Annotated in this window: 21 protein-coding genes; 19 read left to right on the top strand and 2 right to left on the bottom strand. The window is 71.4% G+C overall.

Translation table 11 applies throughout. The annotated features are described in order from the left end of the window. Positions 1–68: 68 nt before the first annotated feature. The 9 genes from CLV71_RS34240 to CLV71_RS34200 all read left to right on the top strand — a co-directional run bounded on the left by CLV71_RS34240 (position 69) and on the right by CLV71_RS34200 (position 8,598). Positions 69–1,448 (top strand): alkaline phosphatase PhoX, encoded by a 1,380-nt coding sequence (locus tag CLV71_RS34240; RefSeq protein WP_133907046.1) that lies wholly within the window; start codon positions 69–71, stop codon positions 1,446–1,448. A 60-nt stretch (positions 1,449–1,508) separates the two neighbouring features. Further along, positions 1,509–2,741, top strand: coding sequence for a serine hydrolase domain-containing protein (locus CLV71_RS34235; RefSeq protein WP_133907045.1), 1,233 nt, complete (start codon positions 1,509–1,511; stop codon positions 2,739–2,741). 37 nt (positions 2,742–2,778) lie between these two features. Then, positions 2,779–3,384: an HD domain-containing protein gene (locus tag CLV71_RS34230; RefSeq protein WP_133907044.1), complete on the top strand. Its 606-nt coding sequence runs from the start codon at positions 2,779–2,781 to the stop codon at positions 3,382–3,384. 172 nt (positions 3,385–3,556) lie between these two features. Continuing rightward, positions 3,557–4,702 carry a sensor histidine kinase gene (locus CLV71_RS34225; RefSeq protein WP_133907043.1) on the top strand — a complete coding sequence of 382 codons (1,146 nt, stop codon included), beginning with the start codon at positions 3,557–3,559 and terminating at the stop codon, positions 4,700–4,702. Further along, complete coding sequence (locus tag CLV71_RS49665; RefSeq protein WP_133907042.1) at positions 4,695–5,798, top strand: hypothetical protein; 1,104 nt, start codon at positions 4,695–4,697, stop codon at positions 5,796–5,798. Before CLV71_RS34225 ends, CLV71_RS49665 begins: the two co-directional genes overlap by 8 nt. 32 nt (positions 5,799–5,830) lie before the next feature. Further along, complete coding sequence (locus CLV71_RS49660; protein ID WP_243866967.1) at positions 5,831–6,454, top strand: response regulator transcription factor; 624 nt, start codon at positions 5,831–5,833, stop codon at positions 6,452–6,454. A gap of 100 nt (positions 6,455–6,554) precedes the next feature. Then, a complete protein-coding gene (locus CLV71_RS34210; protein ID WP_133907041.1) occupies positions 6,555–7,190 on the top strand; it encodes a sensor histidine kinase in 636 nt (211 codons plus the stop codon). Between the two features lie 28 nt (positions 7,191–7,218). Beyond that, positions 7,219–7,665, top strand: a complete 447-nt coding sequence (locus tag CLV71_RS34205) for a hypothetical protein (protein ID WP_133907040.1) — start codon at positions 7,219–7,221, stop codon at positions 7,663–7,665. A gap of 78 nt (positions 7,666–7,743) precedes the next feature. Further along, positions 7,744–8,598 (top strand): spermidine synthase, encoded by an 855-nt coding sequence (locus CLV71_RS34200; RefSeq protein WP_133907039.1) that lies wholly within the window; start codon positions 7,744–7,746, stop codon positions 8,596–8,598. 4 nt (positions 8,599–8,602) lie between these two features. Here the strand turns inward: CLV71_RS34200 and CLV71_RS34195 are convergent, their stop codons facing one another. Next, positions 8,603–9,652, bottom strand: coding sequence for an aldo/keto reductase (locus CLV71_RS34195; protein WP_133907038.1), 1,050 nt, complete (start codon positions 9,650–9,652; stop codon positions 8,603–8,605). 74 nt (positions 9,653–9,726) lie between these two features. On the opposite strand from CLV71_RS34195, the gene CLV71_RS34190 reads away from it, so the two are divergent. Next, entirely contained in the window at positions 9,727–10,269 is a 543-nt protein-coding gene (locus CLV71_RS34190; RefSeq protein WP_133907037.1) for a TetR/AcrR family transcriptional regulator, read from the top strand. A 4-nt stretch (positions 10,270–10,273) separates the two neighbouring features. Here CLV71_RS34190 and CLV71_RS34185 read toward each other — a convergent pair whose 3' ends face one another. Further along, a complete protein-coding gene (locus CLV71_RS34185; RefSeq protein ID WP_133907036.1) occupies positions 10,274–11,281 on the bottom strand; it encodes a LacI family DNA-binding transcriptional regulator in 1,008 nt (335 codons plus the stop codon). A gap of 138 nt (positions 11,282–11,419) precedes the next feature. On the opposite strand from CLV71_RS34185, the gene CLV71_RS34180 reads away from it, so the two are divergent. The 9 genes from CLV71_RS34180 (at position 11,420) to CLV71_RS50225 (ending at position 23,900) form a co-directional block, all read left to right on the top strand. Continuing rightward, positions 11,420–12,487: a Gfo/Idh/MocA family protein gene (locus tag CLV71_RS34180; RefSeq protein WP_133907035.1), complete on the top strand. Its 1,068-nt coding sequence runs from the start codon at positions 11,420–11,422 to the stop codon at positions 12,485–12,487. A gap of 2 nt (positions 12,488–12,489) precedes the next feature. After that, positions 12,490–13,479, top strand: a complete 990-nt coding sequence (locus CLV71_RS34175) for a Gfo/Idh/MocA family protein (protein WP_133907034.1) — start codon at positions 12,490–12,492, stop codon at positions 13,477–13,479. Further along, a complete protein-coding gene (locus CLV71_RS34170) occupies positions 13,476–14,498 on the top strand; it encodes a Gfo/Idh/MocA family protein (protein ID WP_133907033.1) in 1,023 nt (340 codons plus the stop codon). The genes CLV71_RS34175 and CLV71_RS34170 overlap by 4 nt, the downstream gene beginning before the upstream one ends. A gap of 143 nt (positions 14,499–14,641) precedes the next feature. Next, positions 14,642–15,706 (top strand): Gfo/Idh/MocA family protein, encoded by a 1,065-nt coding sequence (locus CLV71_RS34165; RefSeq protein ID WP_166664380.1) that lies wholly within the window; start codon positions 14,642–14,644, stop codon positions 15,704–15,706. Between the two features lie 53 nt (positions 15,707–15,759). Further along, positions 15,760–17,109, top strand: coding sequence for an extracellular solute-binding protein (locus tag CLV71_RS34160; protein WP_133907031.1), 1,350 nt, complete (start codon positions 15,760–15,762; stop codon positions 17,107–17,109). Positions 17,110–17,174: 65 nt separating this feature from the next. Next, entirely contained in the window at positions 17,175–18,083 is a 909-nt protein-coding gene (locus CLV71_RS34155; RefSeq protein WP_133907030.1) for a carbohydrate ABC transporter permease, read from the top strand. Continuing rightward, positions 18,080–18,967, top strand: a complete 888-nt coding sequence (locus CLV71_RS34150) for a carbohydrate ABC transporter permease (protein ID WP_133907029.1) — start codon at positions 18,080–18,082, stop codon at positions 18,965–18,967. The genes CLV71_RS34155 and CLV71_RS34150 overlap by 4 nt, the downstream gene beginning before the upstream one ends. Continuing rightward, a complete protein-coding gene (locus tag CLV71_RS34145; protein WP_133907028.1) occupies positions 18,964–20,982 on the top strand; it encodes a beta-galactosidase in 2,019 nt (672 codons plus the stop codon). The genes CLV71_RS34150 and CLV71_RS34145 overlap by 4 nt, the downstream gene beginning before the upstream one ends. 101 nt (positions 20,983–21,083) lie before the next feature. Further along, complete coding sequence (locus CLV71_RS50225) at positions 21,084–23,900, top strand: ATP-binding protein (protein WP_133907027.1); 2,817 nt, start codon at positions 21,084–21,086, stop codon at positions 23,898–23,900. Positions 23,901–23,921 lie beyond the last annotated feature (21 nt).

Below are 23,921 nucleotides of genomic sequence, written 5' to 3'. Positions count from 1 at the left end.
CATGGCGTCATGCTGTTAACTTCTGTTCACTGTGCGTTCATGTTCCGTCGACCGCCTGAGGAGACGTCTTGACATCGTCGCGCCGCCAGTTCCTGAGCCGTGCCGGAGCCGCTGTTGTCGTCGCCGGATCCGTCGAGGCGCTGTTCGCGGCGCAGCCCGCGGCGGGGACCTCCGGGCCGCCTGCCGGGTATGGTCCACTGCTCCCGGACCCCGCCGGGATCCTGGACCTGCCACGGGGTTTCCGGTACACGATCCTCTCGCGCGAGGGGACCGTCCGGCCCGACGGGCTGCGGGTGCCGAGCCGGTTCGACGGAATGGGCGCGTTCCCCGGCCGTCGTGAGGGTGCCCGGCTCGTCCGCAACCACGAGTGCTCACCGACCTCGCGGATCAGGGTGGCGGCACCACCGGAGCGGACCTACGACCCGGCGGGCGCCGGTGGCACGAGCACGCTGGTGATCGACCGGCACGGCGACCCCGCGTCCGAGCACGTCAGCCTCGGCGGCACCGCCATCAACTGCTCCGGCGGACGCACGCCGTGGCACACCTGGATGACCTGCGAGGAGACCGAGGACAAGGCGGGCACCAACGGCTACACCAGGGACCACGGCTTCATCTTCGAGGTCGACCCCTACGACGACCGGCGCAACGTCGACCCCACACCGCTGACGGCGATGGGGCGGTTCCAGCACGAGGCCGTGGCGGTCGACCCGCACACCGGCATCGTCTACGAGACCGAGGACGCGTTCGTCGCGCCACTGGGCAGTCTCTACCGCTTCCTGCCCGAACGCCCCCGCGGCGGATGGGGGAGCCTGCGGGCGGGGGGCGAGCTGCAGGCGTTGCACGTGCCGGGCCTGCCCGACCTGTCCGTGGTGCAGGAGGCAGGCGAGGTGTTCGGCGGCGCCGAGTGGATGACCGTGCCCGACCCGCTGGCCACGACCGAGTCGGTCCGGGCGCAGGACTACCGCAAGCCGATCACGGGCGGCTACAAGATCGAGGGCATCTGGTGGGGTGAGCGGGACCGGTGCGTGTACTTCGTGTCGTCGTTCGCCCGCACCGAGCTGGGGCCCGCGATGAACCACGACGGCCAGGTCTGGAAGTACGACCCGCGCCGCCGAACCCTGCGGCTCGAGGTGATCTTCACCCGTCCGACGCCCGCGCCGGAGAACCCCGAGTTCGACGCGCCGGACAACATCTGCATGTCACCCTACGGCGGCCTGATGATGTGCGAGGACGGCGTCGGCGACGCGTACATGCTCGGCACCACCCGCGACGGCGAGGTCTTCCACTTCGCCCGCAACCGCGTGAACAACGGCACCCCGGAGGAGCCCTCGTACGGCGAGCTGGCCGGCGTGGGCTTCTCCACCGACGGGAGGACGATGTTCTTCAACGTCTACGACCCCGGCATCACCTTCGCCGTCACCGGCCCCTGGAACCGCCGCCACGACTGACGGCCGGGGCGCGCTCTCGACGGCACGGCCGGGGGAGCGGGTTTGACGTAGTCTCGACGCGTGGCGACTGAGGTGAAAGTGGACGTCGACCCGGCCGAGGTCGGGTTCGACGAGGAGCGGCTGCGGCGCATCGACCGTCGTTTCGCCCGGTATGTCGAGGACGGACTGCTGCCCGGCTACCTCGCGGTGGTCAGCAGGCACGGCCGGATCGCGCACGTCGCGTCCCACGGCAACCGTGACGTCGAGGCGGGCGCCCCGGTCGAGCCCGACACGATCTGGCGCATCTTCTCGATGACCAAGCCGATCACCTCGGTTGCCGCGATGACGTTCGTCGAAGAGGGCCTGATCGACCTCACCGACCCGATCTCGCGGTGGCTGCCGGAGTTCGCGGCGCCGAGGGTCTACACCAAGGGCTCGGCGCAGGCGCCGGTCACCGTGCCCGCGACCGAGCCGATCCGGCTGTGGCACCTGCTGTCGCACACCTCGGGGCTCACCTACGGCTTCCACCACACGCACCCGGTCGACGCGGCCTACCGCGCGGCGGGCCACGAGTGGGGCACGCCGCCCGGCCTCGACCTCGCCGCGTGCACCCGCGCGTGGGCGGAGCTGCCGCTGGTCTTCCAGCCCGGCAGCGAATGGAACTACTCGGTCGCCACCGACGTCCTGGGCAGGCTCGTCGAGGTGCTCGCGGGCAAGCCGCTCGACGAGGTGTTCGCCGAGCGGATCCTCGGGCCGCTCGGCATGGTCGACACCGGGTTCTGGACCGACGACACCGACCGGCTCGCCGCCCTGTACCTGCCGACCCCCGGCACGAGGAAGATCGTGCGCAACGAGGCGTTCGGCGCGCTGGGCACCGCCGCGCCCGACTGCTTCTCCGGCGGCGGCGGCCTGGTCTCCACCGCGGCCGACTACCACCGCTTCACCCAGATGCTGTTGCGTGGCGGCGAGCTGGACGGGGTGCGGATCCTCGGCCCGCGCACGGTCGCGCTGATGGCGAGCAACCACCTGCCCGGGCGTGTGGACCTCGAGGCCTACGGCAGGCCGCTGTTCGCCGAGATGCCGTTCGACGGCTACGGTTTCGGGCTCGGGTTCTCTGTGCTGGAGGACCAGGTCAAGGCCAAGACCCTGGCCACGCCCGGCGAGTACGCCTGGGGCGGCGCCGCCTCCACCGCGTTCTGGGTGGACCCCGCCAAGGGCCTCACGGCGGCGTTCTACACCCAGCTGCTGCCCTCGAGCACCCACCCGATCCGCCAGCAGCTGCGTCAGCTGGTCTACCAGGCGCTCCTCGACTGAGCCCCGGCGCGGGTCCGCGCCTCCTACGATGAGCGGCATGCGCCTCGACGACCTGACGTTCCCCGACAGCCCGGCGTGTGCGAACGCGGTCGAGGTGGCGACGGCCTTCAGCTCGCCCGCGTTGGTGAACCACTCGATTCGCGCCTACGTGTGGGCCGCGGCGCTCGGAGTCGGCTTCGAGTTCGATCGCGAGCTGCTGTTCGTCGCGGCACTGTTGCACGACGTCGGGCTCGTCGACGTGTTCGACAGCCACACCGTGCCGTTCGAGAACGCGGGCGGCAGCGTCGCGTGGGTGTTCGCGGCGGGTGCCGGGTGGCCGGTGGACCGGCGGGCGCGGTTGTCCGAGGTGATCGTGCGGCACATGTGGGCCGAGGTGGACCCGGTCGAGGACCCTGAGGGCCACCTGCTGTCGCGGGCCACGGCGATCGACATCACGGGGCACGGCGTCGACGACCTCCCCGGCGAGTTCCGGGCGGAGGTGCTCGCGCGGTACCCGCGGTCGACGCTGGTCGAGGAGTTCCTCCGCTGTTTCGCCGACCAGGCCGAGCGCAAGCCGGACAGCGCGGCGGGAGCCGCCATGCGCAGGGACCTGGCGACCAGGATGGCGGCGAACCCACTGGAACGGCCGGGAGCCGACCAATGACAATCCACTGTGGACAGTGAACGACGGTTCGCATCCGCCGTGTTGGCCCGTTCCTGTCAGAGCACTCTCATCACTTCCCCCGGCTGACGCTAGGATTCCCCTGCCTGAACCACGCGAAGCTCCTGGGGGTTGACGGGTATGAGCCCAGCAAGACCCGCGGTCGGGGGCTGAGGTGGCAGACCACGCCAACACCCCCGGCTCCGCCGAGCGTGAGCTCGTCCGGTTGGTGCTTCGGTTCTCCGTGCTCGTCCGCACCCTCGTCGTCTGTCTGACCAGTCTGACCTCGGTCGTGTCCGAGCCTGCGCGTGAACCCCTGGTCACCTGGTTGGCGGTGGTCGCGTTCTGCGGCTGGTCGGTCTGGTACGCCGCCGCCGTCCGCCGGGGGGCGCCGCGCTGGCTCGTGCCGGTGGATGTCGTGCTGCTCTCCGGTATCTGCCTCGCGCAGGTGTGGACTTCCGTGCCGGAGCCCGCTTTCGACGGCACGACGTGGCTGCTGGCCACCGTGTCGATCATCGTCGTGGCCTACCAGTGGCACGTCGGCCCGGTGGTCGGGGCGGTCGCGTCGGTCGTCGTGGTCGTCGCCTACCTTGCCGGGGCCGCCATCACCGCGCCCGACACCTGGACCAACGCCCTGCCGCTCGGCCTGTGGCTGGTGGCGGAAGCCGTGCTCTCACGCGGGGTTTCCGTCCTCGTCAGGCGCAGTGGGCGCCGCGCCGACCAGCTGGTCGCGCGTGAGGAGCAGGCGCGCCGTGACGCGGCCGTCGTCGCCGCCCGGCGGGCCGACGAGCAGGAGTACCTCGCGGCACTGCACGACACCGCCTCCGCGACCCTCCTCATGGTCGGCACGGGTGTGGTCACCAGCGGCGAACCCTGGCTGCGGGCCCAGGCCGCACGCGACCTCGACGCCGTCGGCAGCGCACCGGAACGGTCCGAGCAACCGGTCGACCTCGTGAACCTGCTCAGGGACACCGCCGCGCACGTGCCGCTGCGGGTCACCTGGCGGACCGAGGACGAGCCGCGCGTGCCCGCGGTGGTCGCCGCCGCCCTGTGCCACGGCGTGCGGGAGGCGCTGACCAACGTCGTGCGCCACGCCGGGGTCGACGAGGCCACCGTGACCGTGCGCCGCGACGACGAGGGCGGCGTCGTCGTCGAGGTCTGCGACAAGGGCGCGGGCTTCGACCCCGACCGGGTGTCCGATCACCGCTACGGCGTGACCCGCTCGCTCGTCGCGCGGATGGCCAGAACCGGTGGCCGCACACGGATCACCAGCCGGCCCGGGCGCGGCACCGCGGTGCGGATGGAGTGGTCCGGTGCCTGAGGACGACGCCGAGCTCATCGTCGCGAACGTCCTGCGCGGGCTGCGATGGGCGACCGTCGCCGTCACGCTGGCCGTGGTCTTCGGGCTGCAGGTGCCCGTCGTGCTCGCCAACCGGGAGGCCTACACCTCCTACGCCGTGCAGTGGCTGGTGATCGCGGTGTACGCCGGGGTGGCGCTGGTCGTCGCCGCGGAGACCGCGTGGCACGGCGACCTCGGCCGGTGGCGGTGGCCGCTCGTCGCGCTCGTGCTCGCCGCGTCGGTCGCCTCGACCGCCGCCCTGGCGCCGAGGCAGCGGTTCGGGGTCGCGCACTGGTCCTACGGCACGGTCGGCTGGCCCCTCGCGCTGCTGACCCTCGGCGGCGGGATCGGTGTCCTGGCAAGCCTTCTCGGCGTGTACTACTGCGCCACGGTCGTCCAGGTCGTGCTCGGCGGCGCCACCGCCGCGACGTTCGCGGGCGCGGTCAGCGTCACCGCGGTGACCGCGAGCTTCCAGCTGGCCGTCGGGGTGTTCGCGGCGTTGCTGCGCAGGGTCGCCGCGACCGCGGTCGCGATGGCCAAGGAACGAGAACGGCTTCGTACGGCCGAAGCGGTCGCCGCGCAACTGCACGCGGACCGCAGGGACCGCTACGCGTCGCTGGCGCAGAGCGTCACCCCGCTGCTCGGCGGGCTGGCGTCCGGCGTGCTCGACCCGGCGGACGAGGCGGTGCGCCGTGCGTGCGCGGTGGAGGCGGCCCGCATGCGGCGCCTGTTCGCCGAGGACCCGACGGCGCCGGACCCACTCGTGCACGAACTCCGCGCCTGCATCGAACTGGCCGAGCGCAACGGGGTCGCCGTGCAGTTCGCCGAACGCGGCGACCGGCCGCCGATGCCGAAGGAGGCCCGCAGGCTGCTGACCGAGCCGGCGGTCGCGGTGCTGGCGACCGCGAAGAGCACGGCACGGCTGACGGTCGTGGGGCTGGACGGGACCGTGACGGTGAGCGTCGTCGCCGACGCCCCGGCCGACGCGGTGCCCGAGGTGGACAGCGGTGGGGTCACCACGTCGACCGTGGTGACCGAGGACCGAATCTGGGTGGAGGCAACGTGGAGGCAGGCGTGAGGGGGAGCGGATCACCGATCACGGTGGTCGTCGTGGACGATCATCCGGCGGTCACCGCCGGGGTGCGGGCGTGGTGTGTCGCCGCGACGCCCCCGATCTCCGTCGTGGCCTCCGGCACGGATGCGGGCGCGGCCTGGCTCGCGCCCGGTGACTCCGCCGACGTGGTGGTGCTCGACCTGCAGCTCGGCGTCGCCGGTCCGGCGTACGGGGAGCTGAAGCGGCTGGTCGACGCGGGTCGCCAGGTGGTCGTCTACACCATGCGCGACGACCGCGAGACCGCGTTGACGTGCCTGGACATCGGCGCCTTCACCTACCTCACGAAGGCGGAGGGCGAACACCACCTCGTCGGCGCGATCCAGGCCGCGGCAAGCCACACGCCGTACACGCCACCCGCGCTGTCCGGCGCGCTCGGCACCGACACCCGCTCGAACCGGCCGAGGCTCGCGCCGCGCGAGGTCGACGTGCTGCTGCAGTGGTTCCACTGCGAGTCGAAGGAAATGGTCGCGCAGAAGCTGAACCTGTCGGCGCGCACGGTGAACTCCTACCTCGACCGGGTGCGGATCAAGTACGCGAGCGTGGGCCGGGAGGCCCCGACGAAGGCGGCACTCGTGGCCCGCGCGATCCAGGACGGTCTGGTCCAGGTCGACGAACTTTGAGGGGTGATTGACCGTCACCACGACCCCGCCGGAGTTCGTAGGGTTTCCACATGGTCGCGGTGAGCCTTGTGCAGACGAGTCATGACCCGCAGGGGTGGTCATGACCGGGTACCTGTTCGCCGGCATGGTCACGGTGCTGTTCGGGATCGGGGTGTGGGCCGCGTTCACCGAGGGGGTGCGCCGCGGCCGGGCGATGGAGCAGAGCAGGGCCGACCAGCGGATCCAGGACACCGCACTGCCCGCCCTCGACGCGATCGCCGTGCTCGCGGGCACCCCGCAGACCAAGCAGGTGGCCAGGGAGTACGCGGCGGTGCTCCGCAGGAACCTCGGCCGCAAGCGCAGGGGCAGGCTGAGCGAGGACCTCGCGGGCGTGGTCGCCGAACTGTCCTGGCACGGCATCCGCACCCGCCTCGAGCTGGACGGCCTGGACGAACGCGTGGACGCGGACCTGCCCGCCGAGCGCCGCAGCGCCCTGCGCGAGGCGATCGGCGCGGCACTGCACAACACGGCCCGCCACAGCGGCGTGCGCGACGCGCGGGTGACGGTCGAGACCAGGGACGGCGGCGTCGCGGTGACCGCACGGGACTCGGGCGCCGGGTTCGACCTGGACGACGGCCGCGCGGGCTTCGGCATCGGGGAGTCGATCGTGGGCCGGATGGCGGAGGTCGGCGGCACGGCGACGATCGAGTCACGCCCTGGCCGCGGCACACGGGTCACGCTGTGGGTGCCCGCGTAGCGAGTCGTCGGCGCCAGGGTCTTCGCCCATGCCGGAGGTTGTGCTGCGGGACGGGATCAACCCGGACGACGCGGACGAGGTCGTCCTCGCCGTGGTGATCGACGGGGAGGACGGCTCACCCGGTGAGCGGGCCGTAGCGGACCTGGGTGACCGCAGCGTCGTCGACGAGGACGCGGGCGTGTGCTACGTCCTCCAGACCGACGCGTGGGCCGACGCCAGCCTGGAGGACGGCACGCTGACCGTGGACGTGCTGATCTACGACGCGATCCTCGAACACTGGGGCTACGACCTGGGCGCGTTCCCGGACCGCTCCCCGATGGACCGGGACGCGGTGGTCGTCCTGCACGTCACGGGCACGACCACCTTCGACGAACTGCCCGACGTGACGCTGGTGTTCCCGACCCCGATCGACGAACCGGAGGAGGACGCCCTGCCGCTGCTGCTGGCGCCCCCACCCGACGAGGCGGACGACTGACGAACCTCGCCCGCGCCCGAGTCCGCGCCGCAAGGGCCCTGGGCTGCCGGGCGGTCGCGGGTGTGCTGTGCTGACCGTGTGGCTACCGACGAACGACCGTCCGAGGGTGTCCGTCAGGTCCGGTTCGGCATGGCCGAGCTGACGCGGGACCCCCGGCGGCGCAACGGGTGGCTGCTGACCGTCGGCGGCGTCGCCCAGTCCTATGTGGACACCGAGGATCCCCTCCACCTGGAGTTTCCCTACCAGCGGCACACGGCGGTCGCCCTGCACTGCGTGGCAGGGCCGAGGGTGCCGTTGACCGCGGTGCACATCGGCGGGGGCGCGTGCACGTTCCCGCGCTACCTCGCGGCGACCAGGCCGGGGTCGGCGCAGGTGGTGGTCGACGCGGACGGCGAGCTGGTGGACCTGGTGCGTGCCGAGTTCGCCGTCGACGAGGTACCCGGTCTGGCACTGCGGGTCGGCGACGGCCGGGAGTACCTCCACACGCGGGCGACGGCATCGGCCGACCTCGTGGTCCTGGACGCCTACGAGCGCAGTTCCTGTGTCGGCGGCACGGTGACCGTCGAGGCCACCCGCCAGGTCGCCCGCCTGCTGCGCCCGCGCGGTGTCGCGTTGGTCAACGTGATCGACGTGCCGGGGCTGTCGTTCGCCCGTCGCGTGGCGGCCACCATGACCTCGGTGTTCGACACGGTGGTGCTGCTCGTGCTGCCCGGCCTGCTGGCCGGCGACTCGAACGCCAACGTCGTCCTCGTCGGCGCACGCACGCTGCCGACCGAGGCGATCGCCCGCCTCGCCGGGCTCACCCTGCCGGCCGCGACCTGCCTGTACGGGGAGTCCCTCGCCGGGTTCCACGCGTCGGCGCCGCCCCTGACCGACGACGACCCCGCCGACGGGCCGACGTCGTTGCGTCCCCGCGTGGGCGCCTGCGGATGAGGCGTCAGACGTTGGCGTAGCCCGGGATCATGTCGCGGATCTTCTGCGCCTCGGCCTCGTCGGAGATGCCCTGGAAGTCGTACCGGGGCGTGTACGGCCGTTCGAGGGCCGCGAGTTCCCCGCCGGTGAGGTCGATCTCGAGCGAGGCGACCGCGTCGTCGAGCTGGGCGGTGGTGTTGGCGCCGACGAGCGGCGCGGTGACGACCGGCTTGGCACGCAGCCAGGCCAGGGCGACCTGGGCCCTGGTGACGCCGCGGTCGTCGGCGATCCTGCCGACCGCGTCGACGATCGCGTGGTTCGCGGCCTCCTCAGCGGGCGTGTAGAGCAGGTCGGCGTAGGCGCCGTCGGTCTCGGCGCGGGCGGTCGACTTCGCGTCGTCCCAGGCGCGGGCGAGCCTGCCTCGGGCGAGCGGGCTCCAGATGATCGTGCCGACGCCCTCGTCGAGGCACAGCGGGATCATCTCGCGCTCCTCCTCGCGGGCGAGCAGGTTGTAGTGGTTCTGCATCGACACGAACCGCGCCCAGCCGTGCTGCTTCTGCAGGTGCAGGGCCTTGGCGAACTCCCAGGCGTGCGTGGACGACGCGCCGAGGTAGCGGACCTTGCCCGCCTTGACCAGGTCGTGCAGGGCTTCGAGGGTCTCCTCCAGCGGGGTCGAGTGGTCGTTGCGGTGGATCTGGTAGAGGTCGATGTAGTCGGTGCCGAGCCGCCGCAGGCTGTGGTCGACCTCGGTCATGATCGCCTTGCGGGACAGGCCCCTGCCGTTGGGCCCCGGCCGCATCGGGTGGCGCAGCTTGGTCGCGATCACGACGTCGTCGCGGTCCGCGAAGTCCCTGAGCGCCCGTCCGAGGATCTCCTCGCTGGAGCCGTGGGAGTACATGTTGGCGGTGTCGAAGAAGTTGACGCCCAGGTCGAGCGCGTGCCTGATGAGCGGGCGGCTGGCCTCCTCGTCCAGCGACCAGACCGGGTGGCCGCGGTCGGGGTCGCCGTAGGTCATCGCGCCGACGGCGATCGGGGAGACATCGAGGCCGGTGTTGCCGAGCTTGAGGTAGTGCATGGTGCTCCTCTATTGTTCCGGAGAGGTCTCCACCTACGGTAGTGGAGAGTTCTCCGGTTAGCAAGGAGGCCTACGTGGTCCGCTCGGACGCCCGTGAGAACCGGGCGCGCATCCTGGAGGTCGCCAGGGCGGCCTTCCTCGAGGACGACACCACCTCGATGAACCAGATCGCGCAACGCGCTGGCGTCGGGCCCGGCACCCTGTACCGCAACTTCCCGACACGTGAGGCGCTCGTCCTGGCCGTCTACCAGCACGAGGTCGAGAAGCTGGTCGACTCGGTGCCGGAGCTGCTGGCCACGCTGCCGCCGTTGGAGGCGCTGCGGGTCTGGACCACGGAGCTGGTGGGTGCCATGCGCAAGAAGCACGGTCTCGGCGACGCGCTCAGCCCCGGCGTCCGCCAGTCGATCACCGAACAGAGCTACGGGCCGGTGATCGGCGCCATCACGCGGCTGCTCGAGGCGGGCCAACGCGACGGCACGATCCGCGCCGACGCGGATCCCGGTGACTACCTCCAGCTCACCGGCGCCCTCTGGCGAGCGGCGTCCGGCCCGCGGGACCGCTCACAGCCCATGCTCGGCCTGATCCTCGACGGCCTGGGCGCACACCAGGGGCGCTGACGGCTCAGGTGGTCGACGCCCGCCTCATCACCGTCGTCGGGAAGAGCCTCGGCTCCGGCTCGAGTGCCGGGTCGTCGATCATGTCGAGCAGCAGTCGCACCGCCGCCTCGCCGGTCTCCCGCAGCGGCATCCGCACGCTGGTCAGCGCCGGGCTCGAGTGGCTCGCGTAGTCCGTGTCGTCGAAACCGGAGACCTCGACCCGGTCGGGGACCGTCACGCCCGCCTTCGTCAGCTGCTCCAGCACACCGGCGGCGGTGCTGTCCGCGCAGCAGATCACCGCGTCCGGGAGGCCCTCCTCGACCAGCTCCGCACCCACCTTCAGCCCCGACGAGTAGCTCATCTCCAGCTCGCGCTCCTCGAACGCCGCCGACGCGCTGCCCGCCGCCCGCCAGAAGCCGTCCGAGCGGAGCTGGTAGGCCGAGATCCGCTTCGGGCCGTTCAGCAACACCAGCCGCCGCGCCCCCCGCGCCAGGTGCCTGGTCGTCACCTCGAAGATCGCGTCGTCGTGGGAGCAGTCCACCCAGGACATCCTCGGCCCCTGCTGCCGGTGCCCGATCAGGACGGTCGGGACGCCCTCCGCGACGACGCGTTGGATCAGCGGGTCGTCGCCGCCGGCCGCCGGGAGGATCAGGCCGTCGACCCTGCGCCGCTTGAACGCGTCGGCGATGTGCTCCACCTGCTCCGCCGCGGTGGTGGTGAACAGGCTGACGTCGTAGCCCGCGCGCTGGGCCGGGTCGCTGATCGCGCCGAGCAGTTCGGGGTAGACCGGGTGGATCACGACCTCGGACACCTGCAGCGGGAACACGATCCCCATGCTGTCGCTGCGGCCCTTCGACAGCTGCCTGGCGTTGGAGTCACCGCGGAAGCCGTGCTCGGCGATCAGCTCGGCGATGCGTGCGCGGGTGTCCGCGCCGACTCCCGGCTTCCCGTTCATCACCCGCGACACCGTGCCCGGCGACACGCCCGCCAGGCTCGCGATGTCCCGGATCGTCACCGGTTTTCGGCTCGTCATGCCTTCCTCCCCGCTGACAGGTCACTCTACTAAACCGGTTGCGTAAGTCCGCCGGTGCGTGTCACGATAGCGCAACCGGTTTACTAAACCGGTTGCGTGAATCTGGGGGCGCAAAGCGGAGCCTGGAACGGAGCATCGATGGCGAACGTACGAATCGGCATCGTCGGTCTGCACAACCACTACCACGCCTATCCCTTCGCCACCGAGCTCATTCGGGGCATCGAGGGCCTGGAGCTGGTCGGTGTCGCGGACGAACGCGCGGAGCTGGCGAAGTCCTTCGCGGAGACCTACGGCGGCAGCTGGACCACCGACTACCACGAGCTGATCGACAGCCCGGACGTCGACGCGGTGATCGTCACCTCCTACACCTCGGCACACGCCGACCACGTCGAGCACGCCGCGGCGGCGGGCAAGGACGTGCTGCTCGACAAGCCGATCGCGACCACGCTCGCCGACGCGGACCGCATCGTCGAGGCAGGCACCAGGGTCAAGGTCATGCTGGCCTACCTGCTGCGTTACCTCCCGGCCTACCGGCAGGTGAAGGAGGCGGTCGACGCGGGCGCGGTGGGGGACCTCGTGTCCGGTTTCTACTCGATCCGCTTCCCGGTCGGCGCCATCCTCGACTCCCCGGGGGCCGCCGACCAGGGCTGGTACGCCGACCCGGTGCGCGGCGGGGGCGGCGGCTTCCTCGACCACGGCGTGCACTTCACCGACTTCTTCCGCTGGTTCTTCGGCAGCGAGCCGCGCACGGTCACCGCGCACATGGGTTCGCTGACGTACAAGGACCTCGGCGTCGAGGACTACGGCATCGCCACGTACACACTGGACAACGGCGCGATCGTGACGGTCGAGAGCACCTGGCACGCGCCGGACTACTTCGGCCCACTGTCCAGTCCGGACCACGCGTCGCTGTCGGGCACGAAGGGCGAGATCGAGCTGCACTACCAGAAGAGCCCCCAGTACGAGATCCAGGGCACCGAGGGCGAGTGGGTCGGCCGCAGGTACGTCGACCTCGTCGGCGAGGAGCGCTACGACGCCTGCTACCGCGACCTGCTGGTCGAGTTCGAGCGGGCCGTCCGCACGGACACCCGGCCGGTGCCGGACGCGGCCGACGGACGCGCGGCGCTGGAGATGATCCTGGCCGCGTACGAGTCGCACCGGACCGGCAGGCGGATCGACTTCCCCTTCGACCCCAAGGAGCACTGAGCATGTCGGACACCATCCGGGTCGGGCTGGTCGGGGCGGGCCGGATCGCGAGGGTGCACGCGGCGGCGTACGAGCGGATCGCCAGAGGCTCGATCGTCACGGTCACCGACCCACTCGCCGAGGCCGCCGAGAAACTGGCCGCGGAGCACGGTTACACCGTCGCGCCGGACCTCGCGAGCGTGCTCGCCGACGACACCGTCGACGCCGTTCTCCTGGCCACGCCGAACTTCCTGCACGCAGACCAGCTGGTCAGCGCGGTGGAGGCGGGCAAGCACGTGTTCTGCCAGAAGCCGATCGCATTGACGCTCGCCGACGCCGACCGCGTGGTCGCGGCGGCGGCCGCGAGCGACCGGGTGGTGCAGTTCGGCTTCATGCTGCGGTTCACCCCGCCGCTGCCGCAGCTCAAGGCGCGGGTCGGTGGTGGTGAACTCGGTTCGCTGATCGCCGCGCAGGCGGCGGTGTTCGGGTGGGAGCCGTCCAACGACTGGTTCTACGACCCGCGCAACGGCGGCGGGGTCATCCTGGACACACTGGTCCACTTCGGCGACCTGGTGCTGTGGTTGTTCGGACCCGCGGAGCGGGTCACCACCGAGGGCGGCGCGTACAAGCTCGACGGCGCGAAGAAGTTCGGCAGCCCGGACAACGCGGTGGTGACCGTCCGGCACGCCAGTGGCGTGGTGTCCAGCATGTACGTGTCGTGGACGGCGGGGCGCGGCAACTTCACCCTGGACGTGTACGGCAACGAGGGCAGCGCGAGCGTCGACCTGGTCCACGCGCAGGCGATGAACCTGCACCTGGTCGACGGTGGTTGGCAGTACCCGGACCTGGTGTGGGACTACGGCTACGCGGGGGAGCAGCAGTACTTCGTGGACCGAGTCCTCGGCCGCGAGGACGGCTCGCTCGCCGCCTCGGCCGCCGAGGCCCGCGACGCACTGGCGCTGATGCTGGCCGCACAACGCTCCCTCGACGAGAACGCGACGGTCGAGCTGTGACCGCCGGGATCTGCGTGGTCGGGGCGGGGTTCTGGGCCACGTCCATGCACCTGCCCGCGTTCGCGATGATCGAGGACGCCGAGGTGCGGTGTGTGGTCGCCGCGACCGAGGCCTCGGCCCGGCAGGCGGCCGAGCGGTTCGGTGTGCCGCGGTGGTCCACCGACCTCGCCTCGTCGGTCGCCGAGGCGGACATCGACGTGGTGGACGTGGTCGCCCCACCCTTCCTGCACGCCGAGGCCGTCGAGCTGGCCGCGGCCGCCGGGAAGGACGCGATCTGCATCAAGCCGCTCGGTCGGACCGTCGCCGAGGCCCGGCGCATGCTCGACGCGGTCGAACGGGCGGGCACCCGGCTGTTCTACGCCGAGAACGTCCCGTTCATCCCGGCCGTCCGGGAGGCCAAGGAGCTGGTCGACGACGGCCGCATCGGGCGCGTGTTCCGCGTCAAGGCCTGCGAGGGGATCGGCGAGCCCCACTCGGACTGGTTCTTCGACCCCGCCCGCAGCGGCGGCGGCGCCGTGCTCGACATGGCCGTGCACAGCATCGAGTTCTGCCGGTTCTTCGCGGACAGTCCCGTCGAGACGGTCACCGCCGAGCTTGGCACGTTCGTCTGGGGCGACCGCACCACCGCGGAGGACACCGCCGTGCTCACGCTGCGGTTCGCGAACGGCGCCATCGGACAGTGCGAGGACAGCTGGAGCCTCACCGGCGCCATGGACTCACGCTTCGAGGTCGTCGGCACCGAGGGCCGCATCATGATCGACAACCTGCACCGCCAGCCACTCCAGGTGGTCAGCGGCGCGGGTGACTGGACCTTCCCGCTGCCCATCCCCGGCCTGGTCGCCGACGGCCACCTCGACATGCTCACCCACTTCCTCGACGCCCGGCGCACCGGCACGCCGTCGCGCTCGGAGGGGTCACTCGGCCTCGGCGTGCTGCGGGTCGTCGAGGCCGCACTCACCGCGGCGGAAACCGGGCAGCGCCAGACGGTCGCCGCCGACCAGGAAGGAGTACCCGCATGACGGGTTCGAAAGCAGGCCGAGCGCTCCCCGACCGCGCCTCAGGGGAACGTGAGGCAAACCAGCCACAAGTACGTCACCCAACAGAACCTCTCCTCGCCAACGCGACCGACACGGTGAATTCCGGGGAGGCGGTACGTATTGCCATGATCAGCTGGGCGCATGTGCACGCGGAGTTCCGTGCCCGCGCGATCAGCGAGGTCCCCGGTGCCGAGATCGTCGCCATCGCGGACGACGACGAGGCCCGAGGGCGGGCGGCCGCCCGGCGGTGGGGTGTCGACGACGTCACCACCGACTGGCGCGAGCTGGTCAACCGCGATGACATCGACGTCGTGATGGTGCACTCGGAGAACGCCGACCACGTCGACGCGGTGGTCGCCGCCGCTCGGGCGGGCAAGCACGTCTTCTGTGAGAAGCCGATCGCGACCACGGTGGACGACGCCCGCGCCATGGCGGACGCGGTGCGTGAGGCGGGTGTCGAGGGCACCGCCGCGTTCGTCAGCCGGTTCGCCAAGGAGGCCGACCGTGCCAAGGCCATCGTGGACAGTGGTGTACTCGGTCGGGTGATTTTCACCCGGAGCGTGATCGGGCTGGCAGGCATCGCCGAGATCGGGTGCCCGCCGGACATGGTGGAGTGGATGTCCGACCGCACGAAGAACGGCGGCGGCGCCTGGATCGACGAGGGCAGCCACGGCATCGACCTGCTGCGCTGGCTCGTCGGCGACATCACCGAGATCTCCGCGTTCACCGCGAACCGGGACAAGCCCGGCATCGAGGCCGAGGACGTGGCCCTCGCCATGGTCCGCTACGAGAACGGCGCCCTGGGTGAGATCGCCACGGCGTGGAGCATGAACATCGACATCAGGATGCGCAACATCCTGGAGATCTACGGCACGGACGGGACGCTGGTCATGCACGCCACCGACCCGGTGCCGAGGGTCGAGGTCTACCGCGGCGGTGAGCAGGAGCTCTATCGCGGGTGGACGGTGCCGGTCATCGAACCGGGACAGGCCGAGCCGCACGACTACTCGTCGTGGGCGCCGCACGTGCACCACTACAAGCGTGAGGTCGCGTCCTACCTGGACCGGGTCGCCCGTGACGAGCGGCCGTACGGGCCGACGCTCGACGACGGGCTGGCCTGCCTGGAAGTGATCGCGGCCGGCTACGAGTCGGCCGCCAAGGGAGGAACGGCGATCCAGGTCGCCGGCTAGGCACGAACGCCGGGGGAGCAGCACAACCCGCATTCAGCCTCAAAGGAGAGAGAATGTTCGCAACACAGCGCCAGCGTGGCTGGTACGCGGTTGTCGCGGCGCTCAGTGCGAGCGTCCTGGTCCTGTCGGCGTGCTCGTCATCGGACGAGGGCGGCGACTCGAACGACGGCACCCCCGACGCGAAGCCCGCCGCCGAGGGTGGCCCCTACGGCAAGTTCACCGGCCAGGACCTCACCCTGTCCCGCTGGGCGGGCGACCCGTGGACGGCCGGGCAGAAGGCCGCGGCCGACGAGTGGTCGAAACAGACCGGCGGCACACTGTCCCTCGACGCCGTGCCCTACGAGAACCTGCACGACAAGCAGGCGCTCACCCTCGGCGGCGCCGCCGACTACGACATCGTCTACGTGCACCCGAGCTGGTTCGGCGAGTTCGCCGAGGCCGGCTATCTCGCACCGATCGACGACTACCTGTCCGACGCCAAGCGCAACCCGCCCGGCTTCTCGGCCGACTCCTACCTGTCGAACGTGCTCGCGCAGGGCAAGTACGACGGCAAGCAGTACTGCTTACCCGACTTCGTCTCCACGGTCGTCGTCGGCTACCGCACCGACCTGTTCAGCCAGGCGGGCATCCCGGCACCGAAGAACACCGACGACGTGCTGGCCGCCGCGGCGAAGCTCAACGGCAAGGACGGTGTGGCCGGGATCGTGATGCCGGGCAAGGCGACCGGCGCGGTGGCGGACGTGTTCGGGTCGCTGCTCACCGCGCAGGGCAACTGGTGGTACGGACCGGACGGCAAGAAGTCCACTATGGACGTCAAGGCCGCGACCAAGGCGATGGACTTCTACACCGAGGCCGCGAAGTCGGCACCGACCGGACTGCTGAACATGGCGGTGGACGACGCGGCGACCGTGGCGGCACAGGGAAAGGCGGCGATCGTGGTGGACACGACCCCGGCCCTGTCGGCGCTGGAGGACAGCGCGAAGTCGACCACGGCGGGCAAGTGGGCGTACGTGCCGCTGACCGTCGGGAGCGGCAAGCCGGGCGGTGAGCTGATCTACTGGAACTGGTGCATCGCGGCGAACTCGTCGAACAAGTCGGCGGCCTACTCGTTCCTGCAGTACTACACCGACACCGCCCAGCAGGCGAAGGTCGCGATCGCGGCAGGCACCCTCGGTGCCACGAAGGACTTCTACCAGGACGAGAACGTCACCTCGAAGCTGCCGTTCCTGCCCGCGGTGAACAGCGCACTCGAGAACTCCAACCCGCAGCCGAGCGTGGCCAGCTGGCCGTCGATCCAGAACACGATCGAGACGACGATCCAGAAGGCCGTGCAGGGGCAGACGTCCGACGACCAGGCGGTCAAGGACATCCAGGAAGCCCTCGAAGCGCTCGGCTCCAGCTGAACGAGACCCCTGCCCGGGAGAGCTACCCGCTCTCTCCCGGGCAGGACTACACCGGGAGAACGCCGATGTTCACCTCGCAACGCGGCAAAGCCCGCGACCGGGAGGGCCGTAGGCTCGGCAACTTGTTGATGGTGCTGCCCGCGGCCGTGCTGGCGCTGGTGATCTTCGGGCCGCTCGTCTACTCGGTGGTGCTGTCGCTGGACAAGTGGCGCCTCACCCAGGTGAACCGGCCCAAGCCGTTCGTCGGCCTGGACAACTACACCACGCTGTTCACCGACCCGAAGGTCCTCGAGGCGGTCGGCAACACGCTGCTGTACGTCGTCGGCAGCGTCGGGGTCGAGCTGGTGCTCGGGTTCGTGATCGCGACGGCCCTGTTCGACATCACCAAGGGCCGCAAGCTCGCCAACACCCTGATCCTCCTGCCGATGATCATCGCGCCGGTGATCACCGCGTTGATCTGGCGCTACCTGCTCGACCCGCAGTTCGGTCTGGTGAGCCAGGTGCTGGCGCTGTTCGGGCACCACGGCGGCGTGGACTTCCTCGGCAGCTCGTCGCTCGCCCTGCCGTCGTTGATGGTCGTCGACATCTGGCAGTGGACGCCGTTCGTGATCCTCGTGCTGCACGCGGGCATGCTCGGCATCGCCGAGGAGCAGTTCGAGGCAGCGCACGTGGACGGCGCCGGACGGCTGCGGATCGTGCGTTCGATCGTGCTGCCCGCGCTGGTGCCGCAGATCCTGCTCATCCTGCTGTTCCGCACGATGGACACCTACCGGGTGTTCGACACGGTGTTCGTGCTCACCAGGGGCGGCCCCGGCGGCGCGACCGAGACCATCGGCCTCTACACCTACCGGACCGGCTTCTCCTTCTTCGACATGGGTTACGCGATGACGCTGTCCGTGTTCATCCTCGTCACCGTCGCCATCATCTCCGGCTTCTACATCCGGCTGCTGCGCAGGAGGTCGGTGTTCGCATGACCGCCACGTTCCGCACCGAAGCCGCGCCCGTGACCACCCGGCCCCGCCCGCACGCACGCCGCCCGCGCCGCGACCGGTGGGTGATCGGCTGCTACGTCGTGGTCACGGTCTTCCTGCTGTGGGTGCTGGTCCCGGTCCTCACGGTCGCCCTCAACTCGTTCAAGAAGCCCGGCGACATCTTCACGTCCACGCCGAAGCTCGCGTTCAGCCCCACCCTGGACAACTACGGCAAGGTGTTCGGGGAGCTGGACTTCGCGCGGTTCCTCGGCAACAGCCTGCTGGTCGGCGCCGGGAGCACCGCACTGTCACTGGTGCTCGGCGTGCCGTTCGCCTACGCGCTCGCCAGGCTGCCGATCCGCGGCCGGGAGTGGTGGGCGCGGTTCGTGCTGTTCAGCCGGATGGTGCCCGCGGTGGCGCTGGTCGTGCCGATGTTCGTGATCTTCCGGCAGCTCGACCTGGTCGGCAGCTACTGGGCGCTGATCCTCGCGCACACCTCGTTCAACCTGCCGATCGTGATCTGGATGATGCGGTCCTTCTTCGAGGAGCTGCCCCCGGAGCTGGAGGAGGCCGCGATGGTCGACGGCGCGAGCCGGTTCGGCGCGTTCTGGCGGGTCGCCCTTCCGCTGTGCAGTCCCGGGATGGCCGCGACGGCCGTGCTCTGCGTGATCTTCTCCTGGAACGAGTTCCTGTTCGCGCTGGTGCTGTCCGGAAAGGACACCCAGACGGTGCCGGTCGGGGTGTCGTCGTTCATCGGGTCGGTGTCGATCGACTGGGGTGGCAGCTCGGCGGCCGCGATCGTCGCCATCCTCCCGATCCTCGTGCTCGGCCTCGTCGCACAACGGTTCCTGGTTCGCGGCCTCACCTTCGGAGGAGTCAAGGGATGACAGTGCTCGGTGCGCAGTACTACCGCCCGCCGAACCCGCCACGCGGCGACTGGGCCCGCGACCTGGCGCGGATGAAGGCGGCGGGCATGAACACGGTGAAGCTGTGGGCGTGCTGGAGCTGGATCGACGGGCGCGAGGGCGAGTACGACTTCGCCGACCTCGACGAGCTGGTCTCACTGGCGTCCGGCAACGGCCTGCGGGTCGTGGTCAACACGATCATCGAGAACGCGCCCTACTGGCTGGAACACCGGGCCCCGCACGCCCGTTACGTCGACGAGGGCGGCAGGGCGATCCGGCTGACCGCGGCGATGAACACCCCGGGCGGCGGCTGGCCGGGGCTGTGCTTCGACAACGACGAGGTGTGGTCGGCGGCCTCGGCGTTCCTGCGGGCGGTGGCGTCGCGCTACGACGACGTGGTGTGGGACGTGTGGAACGAGCCCCACCTGGAGCCGGCGTCCTACTTCCCGGAGCGCATGTACTGCTACTGCCCGGCCTCACTGGCCAGGTTCACGTCGTGGCTGCGCCGGAAGTACTCCACTGTGGACGCACTGAACGAGGCATGGTCGCGGCGTTACTCGGACTGGGCGCAGGTGGCGCCGCCACGCGTGTTCGAGGCGGTGCCGGACCTGCTGGACTGGCGCGAGTTCTGGTTCGACAACCTCGCGGAGTGGTTGCGGCGCAGGGTCGAGGTGGTGCGCGAGGCGACGGACGCCACGGTCATGACCCACGTCGCGCTGAGCGGGTTCACCGGCCAGCTCGCCACGCACACGCTGGACGAGTTCCGCCTGACCGACCACGTGGACGCGTTCGGCACGTCGAGCTTCCCGACCTGGCTGATGGCCGACGACCACGTCGAGCACCTGTTCAACCTGGACGCCGCGCGGGCGGCGGCACGCGGGATCCCGTACTGGCAGGCGGAACTGCAGGGCGGGAGGGGCAGGCGCGACGGCGACCGCAGCACCGCGCAGCCACGCCCCGAGGTCGTGTCGCTGTGGATGTGGAACGCGCTGGCCGCGGGCGCGACCGGGATCGTGTTCTGGCAGTGGCGCCCGGAGCTGCTCGGCCCGGAGAGCCCCGGGTACGGCCTGTGCACGCCGTCCGGCGACCTGACCGAGCGCGCGGAGGCGGTGCGCGAGTTCGCGGTGGTTGCCGACGACCCGGTACTGGCTGGCCGGTCCGTGGTCGAGCCCACGGTCGCCCTGGTGGTCTCCCGGCGGTCCGCGCTGCACACGTTCGCCACCGACCGCACGATGGCCCTGTACCGGGACGCGGTGCTGGGGGCCTACCGGTTGCTGCTCGACGCCGATGTCGAGGTCAGGGTCGTGCACGAGGACGACCTGGCCACTGGCGTGCCCACGGGGATCGAGACGCTGTACTGGCCGATGCCCGCGGTGGCCGACGAGGCGGTGATGCGCACCCTGGCCTCGTTCGTCCGCGCGGGCGGCAGGCTGGTGGCGGAGGCCGGGCCGGGGGAGTACGCGCCGACCGGACACCGCAGGCCACGCGTCCCCGACGAGGCGTTCGACGGGATCTTCGGCGTGCGCGAACGGGAGACCACGGTGGCCGAGCCCGGCGCCACGATCGCGACCGCGTCCGGGGACCTGCGTGCTGCCTGGCAGCAGGAACTGCTGGCGCCCGCGGGTGCCGACGTGCTCGGCACGTTCGCCGCGGGTGACCCGGCGATCACCGAGAACCGGGTCGGCACCGGCACGGCGGTCCTCGTCGCCACCTACCCGTCGATCGCCTACCAGCGCGAACCGGACGCGTCGAGCCGCCGGATCGTGGCGTCCCTGGTGGCGCCACCGGTCCACGAGGTGCGCTGGGCGGAGCAGCGCCCCGGCCTGCTGACGAGGCGGGCGACGGCGGCCGACGGCGCGGGCCTGGTGTTCGCGTTGAACTGGACCGACGCACCGGCGGCTCTGGTGGTCCCGGCCACCGCGAAGGTCCTGCACGGCCGCGTCGACGAAGGGGGTCTGGTGCCGCCGATGTCGGCCGCACTGCTCCGCGTCGCGTAGGTCATCCGCACGGCGAGCACACAGCCGACTACGATCGGAGACGTAGTTCGGCTTGACCGTGTTCGTGACGTCGGGTGCTGCACGATCGGGAGTGGACGTCGGTGGCGGAGCTCGTGGAGCGGGACGCCGAGATGCGTGCGCTCACCCGGCTGTTGGTCTCGGCGCAGGGCGGGGAGGGCGGCCTCGCCGTCCTGGACGCCGGGCCTGGCCTTGGCAAGACGGCTCTGCTGCGCAACCTCCGGCAGTCGGCGGCCGACCGGGGCTTCGTGGTGCTGTCCGCGCGCGGGGCCGAGCTGGAACGGGAGTTCGCGTTCGGCGTGGTGCGGCAGCTCTTCGAACCGGTGCTGGCACGGGAGGACCTCGACCACGGCGAGTTGTTCCGAGGCGCGGCCGGCGCGACGAGGAGCCTGTTCGGCGCCGAGGACCCCGGCACCCCCGGCTCGCTCTACCCGCTGCTGAACGGGCTCTACTGGCTGCTGGTCAACCTGTCCGAGCGGACCCCGGTGGTCGTCCTGGTCGACGACGCGCAGTGGGCCGACCTGCCGTCGTTGCAGTTCCTGGGTTTCCTGGTGCGCAGGCTCGAGTCCCTCAGGGTGCTCGTCGCGGCCACGGTCAGGCACGCGGAACACGGCGACCATGGGCTGGTGGACGACCTCCTCGCCGCGGACCCCACCCTGCTGCGGCTGCGCAACCTCAGTGCGGCGGCGGTCACCGAGCTGGTGCGGCGGGAGCTGGGATCCGAAGCACACGACGACTTCTGCGCCGCCTGCTACGCCGTCACCGGCGGGAACCCGCTGTTCGTCCGGGAACTGTTGCGGGAGCTGGCCGCGGACGACGTGCGCCCGGACGCCGAGCGCGCGGAGGCCGTGGTCGCGGCGGGGCCGGACGCGATCCGCTGGCACGTCGCCGCCCGCGTGCGCCGCCAGCCGCCCGCGGTCCGGGCCGTCGTGCGGGCGGTCGCCGTGCTGGGGGACGAGGTGGCGCTCCCGGTCGTGGCGGAACAGGCCGACCTCACCGTGCCGGAGGCCGCGTCGGCCGCACAGACCCTGACCGGCCAGGGCATCTTCGAGAGCGCCGACCCGCCCGCGTTCGTCCACGCGGTCGTCGGCGACGTCGCGCGGTCGCTGATCCCGGCGGGGGAGCGCGGGGTCGACCACGAACGTGCCGCCGCGGTGCTGCGTCGGGCGGGCGCGTCGGTCACCCAGGTCGCCTCGCACCTGCTGCGGACGACCCCGGCCGGCATCCCCGACCGGGTCGGGTCGCTGACCGCCGCCGCGTTGCGGGCCTTCCAGCACGGGTCACCGGAGAACGCCGCCGTGTTCCTCGACCGGGCCAGGGTCGAACCACCCGACTCCGCGCTGCGTGCGGAGATCAGCAGGCAGCTCGGCAACTGCCGGGCACATCACCTCGCCACCGCCGACGCCGAGAACCACCTGCGGGAGGCACTCGCCCTGGCGCAGGACAGCAGACAGCGCGGGTTGTGCGCCTACAGCCTCGCCCGGTTCCGCAACGCCTGCGGTGCGCCGAGAGAAGCCATCCCGCTGCTCGTGGCGGCCCTCGACGACCTTGCCGAGGCAGGCGAACCCGCGCTGCTGCTGGAGGTGGAGGGCGAGCTGATCGGCATGGCCAGGGCCGACCTCGCGGGCAGGGACGTGCTGCTGCGGCACCTGGACTCCTTCGCGGCGAGGGAAGGGCGCCCGGACGCGGTCCTGGAGTCGCAGTGGTCGGCGGAGGCGTTGCTCGCGGGCCGCCCGGCCGACGAGGCACTGGCGATGGCGCGTTCCGCCCTCGCGGGCGACGCGCTCCCGCCGGAGCGGTGCGGTCTGTGGGCGGCGGTCAACACGCTGATGGTGCTCGACCACCTCGACGAGGCCGAGCGGCGGATGCTGCGGGCGCTCGACACCGTGGTGGACCGCGGCCTGCTGTTCCCCGTCGGCATCGTCCGCGGCTTCCTGGCCAGGATCGCACTGCAGCGCGGTGACCTCGCGCAGGCCGAGGAGCACGTCGAGCTGGGCACCGCCGCGGCGCCGGCGCCGAACATCGGGCTGCCGCTGCTGGAGTCCACGGCCGTGCACCTCCACCTCGAACAGGGACGGCTGCGGGAAGCCCAGGCCGTGCTGGACAAGGGCGTGCTGTCCGGTGACCGGGCACCGACGGCGTCCGTCCACATGTGGCTGCTGGAGGCACGCACGAGACTGCGCCTCGCCCGCGGCGAGCACGCCGACGCACTGGCCGACGCCGTCCTGGGTGGACAGTCGCACGAGCGGTGGGGCGTCTCGGGCGTCTGGGACGTGCCGTGGCGCCTGCTGGCCGCGGAAGCACACCGGGAGGCAGGCCGGCACACCGAGGCCGTGGCCCTGGCCGAGCAACAGCTGCGGCTGGCACGACAGCTCGCCGTCCCCCGCCACGTCGCGACCGCGCTGCGGGCACTGGCGGGACTGGCCGACGGCACGGACCGGCACCGGTGGCTGACCGAGGCGGTCGACCTGTTGCAGCGCGGACAGGGTCGGTTGGACCTGGCCCACACGCTGGCGGAGCTGAGCGAGCTGCAGCTGCGGGACGGCGACCGGGGCACGGCGCGGGCCACCGCGGGTCGGGCGGCGGAACTCGCGGCCGAGTGCCACGCGCCGCGGCTGGCCGAGCGGTTGCGGACCGGGCAGGCCCGCGGCGGTGGCCGGCCGAGGAGGCCGCGGGTCGCGGGCCTGCCCGCGCTGACGCCGTCCGAGCGGCGGGTGGCGCGGCTGGCCAGGGAGGCGCTGACGAACCGCGAGATCGCCGAGCGGCTGTTCGTCAGCGAGAAGACCGTCGAGGCCCACCTGAGTCGCGTGTTCCGCAAGCTCGGCGTCCGGTCGAGGACCGAGCTGGCCACTCAGCTGACCGCCTCGGACGGCACCCTCAAAGACGCGGGTTCCTTGTAGGGGTTTCCCCGATGATGGTCC

The sequence above is a fragment of the Actinophytocola oryzae genome (assembly GCF_004364325.1).
Classification (GTDB): Bacteria; Actinomycetota; Actinomycetes; order Mycobacteriales; family Pseudonocardiaceae; genus Actinophytocola; species Actinophytocola oryzae.
The sequence above is the reverse complement of the archived record's forward strand: the minus strand, read 5'-3'. Positions and strand labels throughout refer to the sequence as shown.